At 36.6% G+C, this 15,611-nt stretch carries 16 protein-coding genes; 15 read left to right on the forward strand and 1 reads right to left on the reverse strand.

Annotated elements, in window-relative coordinates; all coding sequences use genetic code 11:
- Positions 1–717: 717 nt before the first annotated feature.
- From NU887_RS20930 to NU887_RS20955, 6 genes are all read left to right on the forward strand, one after another.
- Positions 718–1,122 (forward strand): RusA family crossover junction endodeoxyribonuclease, encoded by a 405-nt coding sequence (locus NU887_RS20930; RefSeq protein WP_258425342.1) that lies wholly within the window; start codon positions 718–720, stop codon positions 1,120–1,122.
- On the forward strand, positions 1,122–2,060 hold the full coding sequence (locus tag NU887_RS20935; RefSeq protein WP_258425343.1) for a hypothetical protein: 939 nt from the start codon (positions 1,122–1,124) through the stop codon (positions 2,058–2,060). The genes NU887_RS20930 and NU887_RS20935 overlap by 1 nt, the downstream gene beginning before the upstream one ends.
- A gap of 207 nt (positions 2,061–2,267) precedes the next feature.
- Positions 2,268–3,485, forward strand: a complete 1,218-nt coding sequence (locus tag NU887_RS20940) for a hypothetical protein (protein ID WP_258425344.1) — start codon at positions 2,268–2,270, stop codon at positions 3,483–3,485.
- Complete coding sequence (locus NU887_RS20945; RefSeq protein WP_258425345.1) at positions 3,482–3,922, forward strand: three component ABC system middle component; 441 nt, start codon at positions 3,482–3,484, stop codon at positions 3,920–3,922. The genes NU887_RS20940 and NU887_RS20945 overlap by 4 nt, the downstream gene beginning before the upstream one ends.
- On the forward strand, positions 3,919–5,766 hold the full coding sequence (locus NU887_RS20950; RefSeq protein ID WP_258425346.1) for a DUF3732 domain-containing protein: 1,848 nt from the start codon (positions 3,919–3,921) through the stop codon (positions 5,764–5,766). Before NU887_RS20945 ends, NU887_RS20950 begins: the two co-directional genes overlap by 4 nt.
- 585 nt (positions 5,767–6,351) lie before the next feature.
- Complete coding sequence (locus NU887_RS20955; RefSeq protein ID WP_258425347.1) at positions 6,352–7,398, forward strand: nuclease-related domain-containing protein; 1,047 nt, start codon at positions 6,352–6,354, stop codon at positions 7,396–7,398.
- Between the two features lie 136 nt (positions 7,399–7,534).
- Here NU887_RS20955 and NU887_RS20960 read toward each other — a convergent pair whose 3' ends face one another.
- Positions 7,535–7,852, reverse strand: coding sequence for a winged helix-turn-helix transcriptional regulator (locus NU887_RS20960; protein WP_258425348.1), 318 nt, complete (start codon positions 7,850–7,852; stop codon positions 7,535–7,537).
- Between the two features lie 304 nt (positions 7,853–8,156).
- On the opposite strand from NU887_RS20960, the gene NU887_RS20965 reads away from it, so the two are divergent.
- The 9 genes from NU887_RS20965 to NU887_RS21005 all read left to right on the forward strand — a co-directional run bounded on the left by NU887_RS20965 (position 8,157) and on the right by NU887_RS21005 (position 15,355).
- Positions 8,157–9,011: a CPBP family intramembrane glutamic endopeptidase gene (locus NU887_RS20965; RefSeq protein WP_258425349.1), complete on the forward strand. Its 855-nt coding sequence runs from the start codon at positions 8,157–8,159 to the stop codon at positions 9,009–9,011.
- A 297-nt stretch (positions 9,012–9,308) separates the two neighbouring features.
- Complete coding sequence (locus NU887_RS20970; RefSeq protein ID WP_258425350.1) at positions 9,309–10,511, forward strand: esterase; 1,203 nt, start codon at positions 9,309–9,311, stop codon at positions 10,509–10,511.
- Between the two features lie 114 nt (positions 10,512–10,625).
- Positions 10,626–11,225 carry a carboxymuconolactone decarboxylase family protein gene (locus tag NU887_RS20975; RefSeq protein ID WP_258425351.1) on the forward strand — a complete coding sequence of 200 codons (600 nt, stop codon included), beginning with the start codon at positions 10,626–10,628 and terminating at the stop codon, positions 11,223–11,225.
- A 90-nt stretch (positions 11,226–11,315) separates the two neighbouring features.
- A complete protein-coding gene (locus tag NU887_RS20980; RefSeq protein WP_258425352.1) occupies positions 11,316–11,723 on the forward strand; it encodes a hypothetical protein in 408 nt (135 codons plus the stop codon).
- A 138-nt stretch (positions 11,724–11,861) separates the two neighbouring features.
- On the forward strand, positions 11,862–12,986 hold the full coding sequence (locus tag NU887_RS20985) for an MBL fold metallo-hydrolase (protein WP_258425353.1): 1,125 nt from the start codon (positions 11,862–11,864) through the stop codon (positions 12,984–12,986).
- Positions 12,987–13,380: 394 nt separating this feature from the next.
- Positions 13,381–13,860 (forward strand): hypothetical protein, encoded by a 480-nt coding sequence (locus NU887_RS20990; protein ID WP_258425354.1) that lies wholly within the window; start codon positions 13,381–13,383, stop codon positions 13,858–13,860.
- 271 nt (positions 13,861–14,131) lie between these two features.
- Entirely contained in the window at positions 14,132–14,668 is a 537-nt protein-coding gene (locus NU887_RS20995) for a DUF2975 domain-containing protein (protein WP_258425355.1), read from the forward strand.
- A gap of 3 nt (positions 14,669–14,671) precedes the next feature.
- Positions 14,672–14,881 (forward strand): helix-turn-helix domain-containing protein, encoded by a 210-nt coding sequence (locus NU887_RS21000; protein ID WP_258425356.1) that lies wholly within the window; start codon positions 14,672–14,674, stop codon positions 14,879–14,881.
- 60 nt (positions 14,882–14,941) lie between these two features.
- Complete coding sequence (locus NU887_RS21005) at positions 14,942–15,355, forward strand: hypothetical protein (protein WP_258425357.1); 414 nt, start codon at positions 14,942–14,944, stop codon at positions 15,353–15,355.
- Positions 15,356–15,611: the final 256 nt, after the last annotated feature.

Below are 15,611 nucleotides of genomic sequence, written 5' to 3' on the forward strand. Positions count from 1 at the left end.
AAGGGCACATAATAGTGAACCCAGAGGTAACTCATGGGTAACCCAGACACGGAGTATCCCTACCTTTGACACGGAGTATCCCTAGCTAGGACACGGAGTATAGGTAGGAAAAGGTATACGGAAGGTATACTTAAGTATAGGGGAAGGATAACTTTGCCATAGATGGGGAGGGATGTTGGGTGGGCTTGAATGATTATTACACTCCCCTACCGGTGCCATCTTATGGCTGGATAAAATGGCAGGTCCCATAATCCAAAAAAATCATCCGCAAAGGCAAGCTATAAATGGGGGAACTTAGCATAATCAGATTTTGATTTTTTTAATTCCTTATTTTTCCAATGGTTTTTTTCAATCCAAATTTAGGTGAATGGATTGGATTTATAGGTTTTTAGTTATATGTTTAAGGTATTGAAAAATGACAAGAAATTGTTGGTATCAGCCTAAAATGGATAGATATTAAAGGTATTGAAGATTTACAAACTGCAATGTGCAATGGCTTTAACGTAATTCAAAAAATGAAATTTCCATTTGAAAATCTAAAGATAAAGTATACAAAGGTATATCAACCTTTCTAATTGTGCCGAGCATGTTACCACTGGTTTATACAAAGGTAAGTTAGTGGTCGTCCATTTGAATTAAACACAAATAAATGACATTAAAGAACTTTATGAAGATGAAATTATATAAACAAACATCAAAACCTCTAATTTAAAAAAGATGTTTCCATTAGAATTTACTTTTGAAGGTCCACCTCTTTCATTACAGTCGAAAAATTCGACAAGAAAAAGGGCCTATAAGCAAAGGGTTGAAACTGCGGCTAGACAAGCAATTGCAATTGGGACACCACCAAGCACAGACGATTTGCAAATTACTATTACATATTTCTATGAAGGAGACACTCCAGATGTTGACAATATTATCAAACCAATCCAAGACGCATTAATCGGTGTAGTTTACGTAGATGATGTCCAAATATTGGATACAAGAAGCAGGAAAAAAGACATCAACGGCAGTTATAAAATTAGAAATGTTTCAGCAAATTTATTGCAAGCGTTTAGCACAGGAAACGACTTTATTCATGTGAAAATTGAACAACATGTAACAACTCAAGATTTAATCTAATGGAAACAAGGAATTTAAAAAATATAGAAAGAAGGATTAAAGAAATTGCAAAGGACTATGAAAGCAGGGGCTTTGAAGTCACTATTAATCCAAGGCAATCGAAATTACCGAATTTTCTGAAAGGGTTTGAACCTGACATTATTGCAATAGGCGAATCTGAATCTGTAGTTATAGAAGTAAAGAGTAAAAGTCATATTAACGAGTTGAAACGTTATGAAGAATTAGCTAACAATATTGCCGAAAGAAAAAACTGGCGTTTTGAACTTGTATTTACAAATCCGCAAGAACAACAGATTACTACAAGTTCAGAACGGACTTTAGACCTAAACGATATTAAAAAAAGGATTTCAGACATTAACGCTTTAAAATCAGCTAAACAATTTTCCGCCGCATTTTTATTGGGTTGGGCAACTTTGGAAGCAGCAATTAGACTTAAGCTAAAAAATGAAAATATTGATTCAACTAATAAGGCAACTTTGTCAATTATTAAAACTACATTCTCCCTTGGCCTAATAAACCAACAAGATTATAAAAAACTGGATAGACTGAATAATGTCAGAAACTATTTGATACATGGTTTTGACCAAAGTATTGATAGCAATTTGTTGGACGAATTATTAAGTGTTATCAAATACTTGATAGGAGAAAGTCAAGAATCCAATATGTATGCTTGGTTGGACGGAATAAACTTGGAAGGTTATGAAGAGATTTATAGTCTTTACAGAACAGTTGCGGATAAAGAAGATTTTGGGATCTTTAACATTGAAGAAATTGGAAACAAAATATTAATTAGTGTTCCTCATCTTGATGATGTTTTAGAACTCAATAGTGAAGAAGAACGGAAGCAGTTTGCAGACTTAATTGAAACTGAATATATGGATGATATGGATGCCGAAAGCTGGTATGGGTTTAAAAGAGCAATGGAAAAGGACGACTAAATAAGACTGAAGATAAATCCATGGGAACTGAATCACGAACAGCTATCAGCCATTTGCAAAAGTAGCAGTTTGGGCTTAAATCAAAGTTATGCGCATATTTCAAGTTTTGTCAATTTAATGCAGTTTAGTATTGAAAATCTTCGCCTGCGTAAGCGGCAAGTTTTTAGGACTCATTCAAAAAAGACCGATCTGCTCCAATGAAGTATTATGAGTAATGATAAAAAACATACGGAAAAAACTGCAGCAGAATCAAAATCGATTGGTTTTGATTACCAGTATTATTTCTTTTTGTGGAAAGTACTTTTGTTACAACCTAATGAATCTGTTGGATTGGAAGTAAAAGACGATGTACATACTGATTTGAGCAACAATCATCAAGTGCTTTATCAGTTAAAGCATACCATAAAGAAAAATGCTGATGGATCTCTTGCAAATCTGACTACCTCAGATTTAGACATGTGGAAAACATTCTCAAACTGGTCAAAAGTTATTAGCGATAAAAATGACTCAAGAAGCATACCGCAAGCCCAACTTAGCTTTGTTGAAAAGACGAGTTTTGTTTTGGCAAGCAACAAATCATCTAATGAATCGAATAAAGTTGTTTTAATAATTAGGAAGCTTCAAATTGGCACCAAGAATGAAAACGATGTTCGCACTTATTTTCAGTCCTTAGCCACAAGTACAAAAAATAAAGATTTAAAAAGTTATGTCAAAGATGTATTAAATCTAGCCCCAAAGGTTTTAGAGCAATTTTTATTGAATACTTTCTTTCACTTGGATGATGATGATATTCTTACAAAGTGCAAGGAAGCGATCAAGTCTAAAATGATTCCTCAGGAAAAAATCGATCAAGCATTTATGTTGATAGATTCCAGATTACGAGCTGACAATTTTCTTCAAATCAAGGACGGAGTAAAATTAGAAATTTCATTCAATGAGTTTTACATTAAGTATAGGCGCTATTTTGATATTTTTAGAAATAGCACCTTAATTGTTCAAGAATATAAAGGAGTACTTCCAGATAAATTGGAATATCAGATTTTCATCAAACAGTTGCTTGAAATAGGGTTTGTAGAAAGTGATGACTTTGAGTACATAAGCCGATTAACTTCATTTAAGCTTAAATTATTGAACAATCTTGAAGATTGGAAACGTGAAGGGGAAATCACAGACTTAGAGATAAAGCGCTTCAAAGAAAACGCCTTTACATTATGGGATAATGAATTTCGTTTACAAAATATGGGGACTTTTTCAGAAGAAGAATATAATAATAAAGGTATTGAGGTTCTACGTTCTGTGTTAAAACATTCCTTCAATCTAGTTGGGCAAGAACTTGACATTGATATGTGTAATGGGAAGTTTTATTCACTCTCGGATGAGCCAATAATTGGCTGGCGGAAGGATTGGAAAAAATATAAGAAATGAAAGTAGATTTTAACAATATAGGTATTGGAGCTCTAGCTATTGGCTCTGTATTAAACATAAAAACTGAGTTTTCACTGGCTAAGGCGACTTTAATATTGCCATTTATTACTCACACTGAATGTTTATATTATTTAGCTAGAGCGACTACTCAGGCAAATAGCATTGAAAAACTTATAGCGGAGAGGACTAGTTATATTTCAAATTTCAACGCTAGATATTACGACTCATTGTGTCTGGCATTTTCATCAATTCAGTACTTGACTGAAATGGGTTATGCTCAACACCAAGGAGACTTACTTTTAAAGATAAAACCATTAGAATATAATCCAAAAATGGGCACAAGAGCTAAAAAAATATTTCAAGCTGCCAATAATATCTCAGCATTACTTTCGGAAAATGAAAAAAAACTATTCCTAAACCTAAGAGTTGAATTATGAATTTTAGTTTAAATATAATCGTCCTTTGGCTTAAAAACGGAAAAATCAGAAAACTTGAATTCAAGCCAAACAAAGTCAATTTAATTACAGGCGGAAGTCATACAGGTAAAAGTGCTATTCTTGAAATTGTTGATTATTGTTTCTTCTCAAGTAAGTCTCGGATTTCAGAAAGTATGATTAACGAGAATGTTTTGTGGTATGGATTAAATATTTCGGTGAATGATAAAAACTATACAATAGCAAGGGAATCTCTTTCAGAGGGCAAAGTTTCTGATAACTATTATTTTTCTTCCTCTGGTGAAATACCTTTAGTTGTGGCTTCCAACAATTCGGAAAATGCCATAAAATCTATTTTAGAAACAGAATTCAAAATAGATAGAGATGCAAAATTCCCAACAAATTACGGAAGCAATCACATTAAAGCGGGTACTAAGATTTCACTACGTTACTTTTTAATGTTTAATACAATATCCGGCAATATTATTGAAAATGATGAAGGTGTATTTTTTGATAAACAAAATGATATCCGATATAAAGAGGCTCTTCCTCGAATATTCGATCTTGCCTTAGGAGTAGAAACTGTTGAGAATATTCTGAAAGGCGAAAAAAAAGCTGAGTTAGAGAATCAATTAGCTAAACTAATTAGAAAGAATAATACTATAACATCAAAAGCATCAGACTTTAATCAAGAGCATGTTGAAATTTTGCAAAAAGCCAAGGAATATAATTTGGTTAGGGATGATGCCAAAGCTGATGAAGTAATCGTTGAGCTCAATAAAGCAATTCAGGTATTTGAAAATGAACCGACCATAAATTCGGAAAAAGAAAAATTAGAATCATCATTTTATTCCTTACAGAGAAAAATACGAAACTTAAAAGTATTCTCTTCGGAGTACAACAAGTATAAGACTTCTATTAAGAATCTCGATGATAGTCTTAAACCAATTGAGTTTCTTAGAGAGAAAGATTCTGAAATTATAAAAACCTCGATATTTGAGCAGATTGTAACTTCCTTCACTCAAGATTTAAATAAAATTCGTAAGTCATATAGTTATAATACTCCAATAGACAGGCAAGTTAATGATAATGTCAAGGATTTAGAAAAAGAACTAGAAATAGTAAAATCAAAATTAGACCAACTTCCTAAAGAAATTAGGAGTTTTGAAAGTGAAAGAGAAAAGTATTTCTTTTTAGGTCAAATGAAATCAAAACTTGAAATATTTTCTACAGATTCTAAATCTGTCTTAACATCATTTGATGAAGAAATTGGAGCTTTACAAGGAGAAATAGAACAGTTGATTGTTGAAAATACTGAGGAAAAAAGAGAGTTAACAATTAAGTTGGCTGAAGAAATTATAAGTGAATACATAAAAGAATCGGAAAAAGCACTAGCAAATTACTCAATCTACCAACCTGTCTTTGACTATAAAAACAAATCATTGCTTTTGAGGAAACCGAAGACATCCTATATAGAAAATGTTGGTAGCAGTTCTAATCATATGTTTCTTCATTTGTTTTTCTCGCTTGCAATGCATGAAGTTATTTTTCAAAACCAATCACAATTTGTTGCTCCTTTCCTTATTATAGATCAACCCAGTAGACCATATTATGGCACCAACGGGAAGAGAAAAACGGAAAACCCTGAAAGCGATGACTACAAAATCAAGAAAGCATTTGAGTTGCTTGACAGATTTATAGATGTAAGAAAGAATAATGGTGGAAATTTTCAAATAATTGTTTTGGAGCATATTCCTATTGAAACGGTATCTAATCTGAAAAACATTCATATTGTTGAAGAATTCTTTGATGGAAATGCATTAATCCCAAAATCATATCTTGAATAAGTAAAAGCCCCCTCCTAGGTGTAATATAACGATTGATTTTGGACTGGGTGGGATTTGTAATTCCACCCTTTTATCTTTACCAATTTGCAATTGGAATCATTGACCATCTCTTTGGATTCGATTGAGATAATGAATTACAAATTCATGCTGATAGGAAGGCGTAATTACAAATTACGCCTAGCGCCGATCGCTAATTCTCCCCCACCAAGAAGCAGTATAGCATCTGACGCTACGGCTGGGTGGAATTTGTAATTCCACCCTTTTATCCTTACCAATTTGAAATTGGATTTCTCTCTTATTGCTCAGGAATTTTGCCAACAACTTTCCAATTAAATTTCCGGCTTTTATTTCAAACCCATTTATAAGGTTTATAGAAATATGATGATACTCTGAAACCAGATTTACCAAAAATTTTTAATTTTAAAGGAACTGGAAAAGGGAGCTCATAAAGAACAGCAGGGACATTTTTCAAAATGCTATTAAAGTTAAAGGCAATAAGTTGAGAGAACTAACTGAAAATAATAGGTAAGCAGAATGTGTAGGACTTATAATTCGATTGGCTCACTGACGACTTTAAAATCACATTTGGACGAAAGCAACATTAATGACTTCAAGTCATTAAAAGAAGTATTAAATTTCCAAACTTCATACACAGCTTTACGGCAACAATTAATTTCTTATCACGAAAATTTGATTGAGCAAGAGAAAAACACACTCGATTTGGAATTGCAACAATTGAGCACAGAAATTGAAATGCAAAGACATCTATCAGAACAAATTTTTAAAGACGAAATTGATATTCTAAAGCAAAAACTCAATATTTTAAAAAGCCAATCACATGGAAATTTTTTTCAGAGACTAACCAAAGATTTTAGACTTTGGTACTATAAGCGGAAAATCAAACATAAAGAACAAAGTCTTGACAGTGGCATATATAAATCAATTAGCAACCTTCTTGATAATTTCAAAATCAAAACCAGTCGCTATCAATTTTTAAGTTCAAATGTTGACGAAGCTATTCGGCAGAGTTATCAATATCCTTTATCTGAACTTGAAAGAAAAAAAACGAGAATAGACGAACTGAACAGCTTCATTTATGGTGCACTAGGAGAACAAAAAGTAGTTAAAGCGTTAGAAACTCTTTCGGACGAATATTTTCTGATCAATGACTTTACGGTTTCATTTTCACCCGCAATCTATAACAGACAAGAAAATGATTACATAAACTCAGTTCAAATTGACCATATCCTAGTCGCACCTTCAGGAATATTTCTAATTGAGACTAAGAATTGGAGTGAAAAATCATTGGAAAATCTGAATTTACGTTCACCTGTTCAACAGATTAAGAGAGCTAGCTTTGTTCTATTTAAGTTGCTTAACAATGAAATGAGCAATTATCATTTACGTTTAGACAGACATCATTGGGGTGACAAAAAAGTATCTATCAGAAACCTGATTGTATTAACCAATACAAAACCTAAAGAAGAGTTTCAGTATGTGAAAGTTCTGGCAATAAACGAACTTTTAGGTTATATAAACTTTTTTAAGCCAATATTTTCAAATTCAGAGACACGGAGAATTGCTGATTTCATTTTGCGAATTAATGAACAAAGAACTATTGTAACAAAATAACGAACCGAAATCCCCTCTCGGAGTAGGATTGTTTTTGATTTCGGACTAGTTGGATTCCTTACAGCTTCGGAAGTAATTCCACCCAAACTGCGGGACGTAAGCGGTCATTGCAAAGACAGCCTACAAATTTAAAGTTTCAATTTGCTGACATTTGTTTCTCACCCCAACTTCGCAAGTGACTGATAAGGGGAATTAATTCTTTTCCAGTATCGGTAAGTGAATATTCAACTTTCGGTGGAACTTCTAAATAAACTTTTCTAACAATCAATTCATCGGCTTCCAATTCTTTTAGGGTTTGGGTTAGCATTTTGGGTGTGATACCTATTACGGCCCGGTTTAATTCTCCGTATCGCAAAACACCCTCTCTCAATACCCATAAAATTCGCCCTTTGTATTTGCCACCTATTCGCTGAAAGGCATAATCAACAGCACAATGAACCTTTTTATTTTTCATTTATATAATATTTTTAAATCATTGATAATCAACTTTACTACCCAAAAAGTATGTAGGATACATTTTAGTATGTACTTGCTATCAAGGTAGTTAATATTTTTATTCGTAAAAACTTTAAATAATTAATTAATATGGTTGTACGCTTCTTTGCCAGTAACCCAATTTTCTTCTTCGGTCGGGACGGAAGACCGAAGTCGGAAGACCGATGGAGCGGGCATTTATGTCCGCAGACAAGAATTAAAATAGATATCATGCTAGTGGGTACGTGCAAAAAAGCGGATACACCTATAAATTAAAATAAGTAATGAATGTAACTATCAAGAGAGTGCTTTATTTTCCAATAACAAAAATTATTATTGGAATTGTTGTTTGCTTTGCACTTTTTGTAAGTATTCAAAACTTTGTGTTAAAACCATTTTTTTATAGCATCATTCAAGATAAAAATATTGCTAACCCAATTATCCATTGTGTTTCTATCTTGGTCTTATTGGGCAGCTATTACTTTTTGTTCCGATTGTATGATCAAAGAAAAATAACAGAACTATCCCTAAAACATTTACCCAAAGAGATGTTTGGTGGTTTTCTATTAGGGTTTTTGACAATTTCATTATCCATTTTCATTTTATACTTATTGGGGTATTATCAGGTTATAAGTATTACGACAACAAACTACCCGGTAAAATTATTCACGACGTTATTAGTAGCTGCTTTAATTGAAGACCTGTTTCATAGGGGACTCATCGTACGGGAGATGGAAAATTGGTTAGGAACCAACGTAGCCATTGTCATTGGAATGGTGGTCGAACTTCAACACATATTTAATCCCCATTCCAACCTATTTAGTTTTTTTTATTATTTGATTTGGGGGTTTTCTATGGCAATGATGTTTATTTATACCAAGAGAATATGGCTACCCTATTTCTTTCATATAGGCTGGAATTTTGCACAACCTTTTTATGGCTCCAATCTCACAGGGCTGGATGACATGGGCAGTATCATTCAATCTGAATTTGATGGACCTGAATTTTTAACAGGTGGTGCTGTAGGTATTGAAGATTCGATTTTTACAGCATTATTTTTACTTTTTATTGGAATAACGCTTTATTATCTTGCCAAAAAAGAGGGCAAAATCGTAAAAAGCAAACTGTTTAAAAGATGAATCTGAAAGATGCCTATATAGGGGATCATTTCCAAACGCCTTGTCCTAGCCTTTTATCTTTCCATCCACGATATCAACGGGATGCAATTAGATTGTCCTTACTACACCTCCCTGACTTTTTTAGGCAAACATAATACTGCAAATCGTCAAATTCGACAAGGCCCTGATCTGCAGAAGCCCAAAAGAATCTGTATTTTTAACTATTGGAATTCCACGCTCCCAATAACCAAATACCTGTTCTGAGCGAAGTTGAAGTAAGCCATATCCTCCTCTTCAAATAACAAACCCAATTTGACCATGAACCCGAAATACAAGAAAATCCTGGCTTTTGAACTTGCCATACTGTTCTTATTCTTACTTTCCTATATGGCTTATGGACAGCAGGCCAATGTCAACCTGGATTACAATCCACAGAAAGACACCGAGGGACTGATTCCTTTTAGTGCACCGCTCAACTCACCGGAGGTCCATGAGGACAGGACGGTTACTTTCAGGTTGAAAGCCCCAAAAGCACAGGAGGTCAAGTTAGCTGGCGTTGCGTTGCTTACCGGTTTGGGAAAGGGGAATGAACAGATTCCATTTACCAAAGGAGAAGACGGGATCTGGACTTTGACAGTTGGTCCCTTGAGGCCCAATATGTATGCCTATCACCTGAATATAGACGGGGTGCAGGTGGCTGATCCCAACAATACTTATGCAGCCTTTACAGCCATGCCTCCGTACAGTCAGTTGGTTGTGCACGGAGATGGGCCTGCCTACTACGATGCCAAGGATGTCCCCCATGGTAATGTCACGCGGCATGTCTATCACTCTTCAGTGACCCAAGGTGAGCGTGAGATGTACGTGTACACGCCACCGGGATATGATCCGAACGAGAAATATCCGGTTTTGTATCTCTTGGGCGGAAGTGGTGAGTTACCATCCAACTGGATCTATGACGGCAGGGTAAATTTTATCATGGACAATCTTTTGGCCGAGGAAAAAGCCAAACCCATGATCATTGCCATTCCAAACAATCAGATTATTCACCGAAATCATCCCAAGCATACCGAGTTGACTTTTGAGATCTTCGAGAAGGAAATGAGGGCACATGTCATTCCTTTGGTGGATAAAAGCTACAGCACGATACAGACTCCCAATGGAAGGGCAATCTCAGGTTTGTCTATGGGAGGCCGTCACAGCATGTTTGTTGGTTTGGGTTCATTGGACCTGTTTGCCAATTTCGGCATTCTGAGTGCGGGGGATAATGAGGCTGAAAAAACCTTAAGCGGCTTTCTCAACACTCCTGATGTCAATGACAAAGTGGATTATTTGTTTGTTGGACAGGGAACCGAGGAAGCCAAGGGATTTTTTGGTACAAGGGTAAAGGGATTGACCGATGCGCTAGATAAGCATAAGATCAAATATGAATATTATGTCGGTGGATATGGAGGCCATGATTGGTCTACCTGGAGGCATTTGCTTCATGAGAAGTTTTTGCCTAATCTTTGGAGGAAATAGGTTTTGCGCCCGACCAGCTACACCAAAGGAATTACTCTTTTACCATATCGGGTAAGAGGAGGTTTTTAGAAAAAAAGACCTTATTTGCTTTTTTTATCAATTGAAATTCTAATTATGAAAAGACCATTAGTACACCCCTCCACAGAAAAAGAAGACAAGGACTTCCAGGATTTGATCCGGTTTTTTAATGAAACATTGGGCTTTTGCCCCAACAGTGTGAAAACGATGTATCACCGACCTTCCATTGCCTACGCTTTCATTGCTCTCAACAAAGCCGTAATGGAAAATAAGGGCAGGGTGACAAGTTCACTCAAAAGACTGATCGGATACATCAGCAGTAATGTGGCAGGGTGCAGGTATTGTCAGGCCCATACCATCAGGGCTGCGGAGCGGTATGGTGCGGATGAGGAAAAGCTGGCAAATATCTGGGATTTCAGGACACATCCTGCGTTTTCGGAAGCGGAAAGGGCGGCACTGGAATTTGCATTTGCCAGTTCTGTGATTCCAAATGCTGTGGATGATGCTGTTGCCGAAAAACTCAGGTTGTATTGGAATGAAGGAGAAATTGTGGAAATTCTTGGCGTGATAGCGCTTTTTGGGTATTTAAACCGATGGAATGATTCTATGGGGACCGAACTTGAAAAGGAGGCAATTGAATCCGGTGATAAGCATTTAAAAGAGAATGGCTGGACTGTGGGGAAGCATCAATATTGAAAAAGTATCCGCAATGTTGCACGTAATGTTTGAGGTTCTATTTAATTCCCTCTACCTTATATCACCATAAATCTTAAAACTAACAAAACAATGACTGTAAGAAACCAATTCACAACAAAAGGATTTATACTCTCTGGATTGATGAATATTTTTGGAGTTTTAATATTTTCAAGGTTTTTTACCAATTCGGTTATTCCAGAATATGATTCTCAAGCCATGTCAAATTTTGGACTGTTGATGATTGTGGTTTGGGGATTTGCTTTTATATCAGTATCCAAAAATTTTGATAAAGTGCCTTGGTTAATAGGTGTTTTTGTCATTGAAAAATTGGTTTATGCTTCACATTGGACAAACTGGATGATCAACAACAAGGTCTCAGAAGTTTTTGAGAAAGATAAAATGGCAGGAATATTTTATTCGATTTATGGGATCAACGACTGGGTGTTTTTCTTCTTTTTCTTGGTTGTATTTTTAAAGCTGATTCAAACAAACAAATGATTTTTTTAAAATAAATTAATGATCAAAAAACACTTATTTATTTTACACTTTGCAAAAGATTGAAAATAACTTCAATCTCGGCTTTTAATACAACATCATCACACTCAATCACCAATAATCCAATAACCCTTTATACGAATGAAGAAAATATTGAAAATAGTGCTTTGGACCTTGGTTATACTTTTGGTGGTAACGGGGAGCTTGGCATATTATGTAAGCAGACAGATGGGCAGTTTGGATTCCTTGGAAGACCGCAAGGCAAGGTTCTCCGGGTTGCCTTATTATGATGCAGATGCCGATGCGTTTATCAGTCCGGAGACATTGCCTTATTATCCGGACCAAACGACAGGAGGCGATTCAGGTCCTGCACGGTTTTTTAAAAGATCCCCAAATGCGCCTGAGTTTACGCTACCCAAAAAGACGGTTACCAAATCTGATTTTTCAGAAACCCCATCGGATTTTGCTGCCTATTGGTTGGGGCACTCCACCTTTATCCTGGAGCTTGACGGGAAGCGGATCTTGTTCGATCCGGTTTTTGAGAATGGAGGTCCCCTACCCTTAATATTGAGAAGGTTTGATGACTCTCCCATCAAACGAGAGGAACTGCCCGAGATTGACATTGTGGTTCTTACCCATGACCATTACGACCATTTGGAGGCGGCTACCATGAGATACCTAGCATCTATAAACACTGAATTTATCGTGCCTTTGGGTGTTGGCAGCCGGTTGGAAAGTTGGGGTATTCAGAAAAAAAACATCAGCGAATTGGGTTGGCATGAGGCCAAGACTGTTGGTTCCCTGCAAATCACAGCCCTTCCAGGAATCCACTACACGAGCAGGAGTTTTAATGACAGGAACAAAACCCTTTGGGCTTCTTATGCCATTAAGGGTACGGAGAAAAACCTGTTTGTCAGTGGCGATACCGGTTACGGCACGCACCTGAAAGACATAGGAGAAAAATACGGTCCTTTCGACCTGGCTTTTGTGGAAATAGATGGCTGGAACAAAGGATGGCCTTTGACCCACCTCTTCCCGGATCAGGCCGTTCAGTTGTGTCAGGATATCAACACCCAAGTCATGTTTCCCATACATTGGGGCGTCTTTGATCTGGCCATGCACCCTTGGGATGAATCCATCAAAATGGTAGCTGAAATGGCGGCAGCTAAAAACCTCGAACTGGTGACACCCCTAATGGGTGAAAAAGTCATACCCGGCCTTAGCCCAACCAACCGTTGGTGGGAAAATTCAAATGTGGACAGGTAATTGGTCGGTGAGCGATCATGTCGAGGATCTAATTGGGTTCTACTGATTGCTTTACCGAATAAGTGGAGCATAACGTTTGGTCTGAAATGGTTGGTGACCGAGTTATCGGGACAAGACAGGGTAAACATGAACACGCCCTATGCATGTGCCGGCCTCCCGAAGCTTCGGGATCATTCCTCCCCACCATTAACAAATGTGGTTCAGTTTTAGTCCGAAAATTCGGAATTAGTTTGGCAAGTGTCATAAGACGGATTCACCTACTTCTTTTTTTCCCTGAAAATTAAAAATTGAATTGAAAATTTTCATGTCCCCCCTATCCTTTTCATCCAAACTGCGTATTTCTCATTTGTGATTTCTTTAATTAAACTTAAAACCTTTTAAAAATTTATTCTTTATGAAAAAATCCATTTTGTTTTCTCTACTGTTTACTGCCCTTTTGTTTGGTGCCCAAGCCCAAGACAATGCACCAAGACCCTTTAATGAATGGAGAATCGTCACCGTAGTGGAATCCATAGTCCCCATGGGAATCGGTAGATCAAGGATGGTGGAAAACATGACTGAAGTAAATACCGATCAGTTTAGAACGACCAGAACTGACGGAAAAACTTCCTCCCAAAGAGAGGTAAGCCGCAGCGAACTCAAAGTAAACAATTTTGACGAAGCCAAGCTGCTCAACTTTTTTAGCGGGGTCGGGATCAATTTCCAGAACATTGCCTCCAATGACGCCATGATCGGGGCAAGAATCATGGAATTGGAATCGGAAGGCTATTCCTTGGCCTACGTGACGAGCGGCGTGGAAAGCCATGCCGGAACAGAGGACGGCACGGGGCTATTTATCACAAGGATGTTTTTTAAAAGGACAACTTTGCAGTAATTCTCAAAAATCAATCCGGCTGACCGACTATAGGTCAGCCGTTTTATTTTTATGGGTCCGGTGTCAAATACTGGCATTTATCCTTTTTAATTGGTAATTTTTTTTTGATGCCCGATTTTTTTGATTGTGAAAACAGCCTGATAATAAAAAATCAAACCGTCAGGTTTAATGCATTCATGTTCAATAAAAATATTTTGTTTAAAAATATATATTTATTGTTTATCAATAAATATATATTATGTTTGTGACATCAATTTAAACATTTAACAAAATGTCAAAAACAAACAACTTCATATTCGTAGTCCTCCATATTGTGGCTTGGCTGATTTTCGTAGGCCTGTGTATAGAAGCCGGCGCATTGATTGTCAATTTTGTTTACAGTCTCTTCAAACCTGAAATTGTCGCCTACCTGTATGAGAAACTGGACTTAAGTGACATGTATGCCCGCAGCAAATGGGCCTATTTTGGCATGTACAGTTTCATCTTGGTCATTTCGGTTATGAAGGCTGTCATGTTCTATATCGTGATCAGATTGCTTATCAAACTCGACTTGGCTAAGCCATTCAGCAGTTTTGTTTCTGAACAGATTTCATTGATCAGCTACTTTACTTTTTCCATTGGAATGTTGAGTTTTATAGCACGGCAAACGGCCAAAAACCTGCTGCATAGGGGTTATGAAATCGACCAACTCTATAAGTTTTGGGTAGACAGTCAGGCTTTTATATTGATGGCAGCAGTCATCTACGTCATTGCGACGATATTCAAAAAGGGAATAGAATTACAAAACGAACAGGACCTAACCGTATAAACCATGCCGATCATAGTGAATTTGGATGTCATGATGGCAAAGCGGAAAATGTCGCTCAATGAACTGTCAGAAAAAGTGGAACTGACCCTTTCCAACCTTTCGATCTTAAAAACCGGGAAAGCGAAAGCCATACGTTTTAGTACTTTGGAAGCAATCTGCCAGGCTTTGGACTGCCAACCGGGAGATATTCTGGAATATGTGGAAAACAAATAAAATGTGTCGACAGCTAATCGAAAGAGAATTTATCATCGTGTCGATGAATACTAAATTGAGATGAAAAGAATCATTAAGAATATCATCATTCAACTGACAGGCAAGCCAAGGATTTTGTTTTTGGTGGATAGCGTGGGGGCATTGCTCACCACGCTATCCTTGTTTGTGGTCTTAAGAACTTTCCATGAATCAATTGGAATGCCGGTTTCGGTTTTGACTTACCTTTCGATCTTATCTGCCTGTTTTTGTCTCTATTCTGCAGCTTGCTTTCTCTTCTTAAAGCGGCATTGGGTGCCGTTTATAAGGGTAATTGGGATTGCCAATTTGCTCTATTGTGTCTTGACTTTGACCCTTGTTCAGGTATATTATGCGCAACTCACAGCATTGGGGGTTGCTTACTTTTTGGGGGAAATAATGATAGTGGGTATTCTTGTGTTTATCGAGCTCGAAGTTGCCAAGGCAATAAAAAAATAAGAACAAGTGAAAATCTCTAACTGCTAGACTGTCAGTTCCACTAACTCGTTTCAGATTTTTATAAGCAATCTAATTGGCATTGGCTTGGAAAATAGAAAAGGAAAATCCCCGAAGTGGGCCCAATAACAATAACCGTCTGAAAGGTGCATTACTGAATTATGTACTTTAGAAAGTCTATTTGCACTGCAACCCACGGTAAATTCTAAGGTCGTTTGGAATTTCGGTCATGGATCTTTTAAGTAGTATAATTTACAAT

The organism is Aquiflexum gelatinilyticum (assembly GCF_024741135.1).
Lineage (GTDB): Bacteria > Bacteroidota > Bacteroidia > Cytophagales > Cyclobacteriaceae > Cognataquiflexum > Cognataquiflexum gelatinilyticum.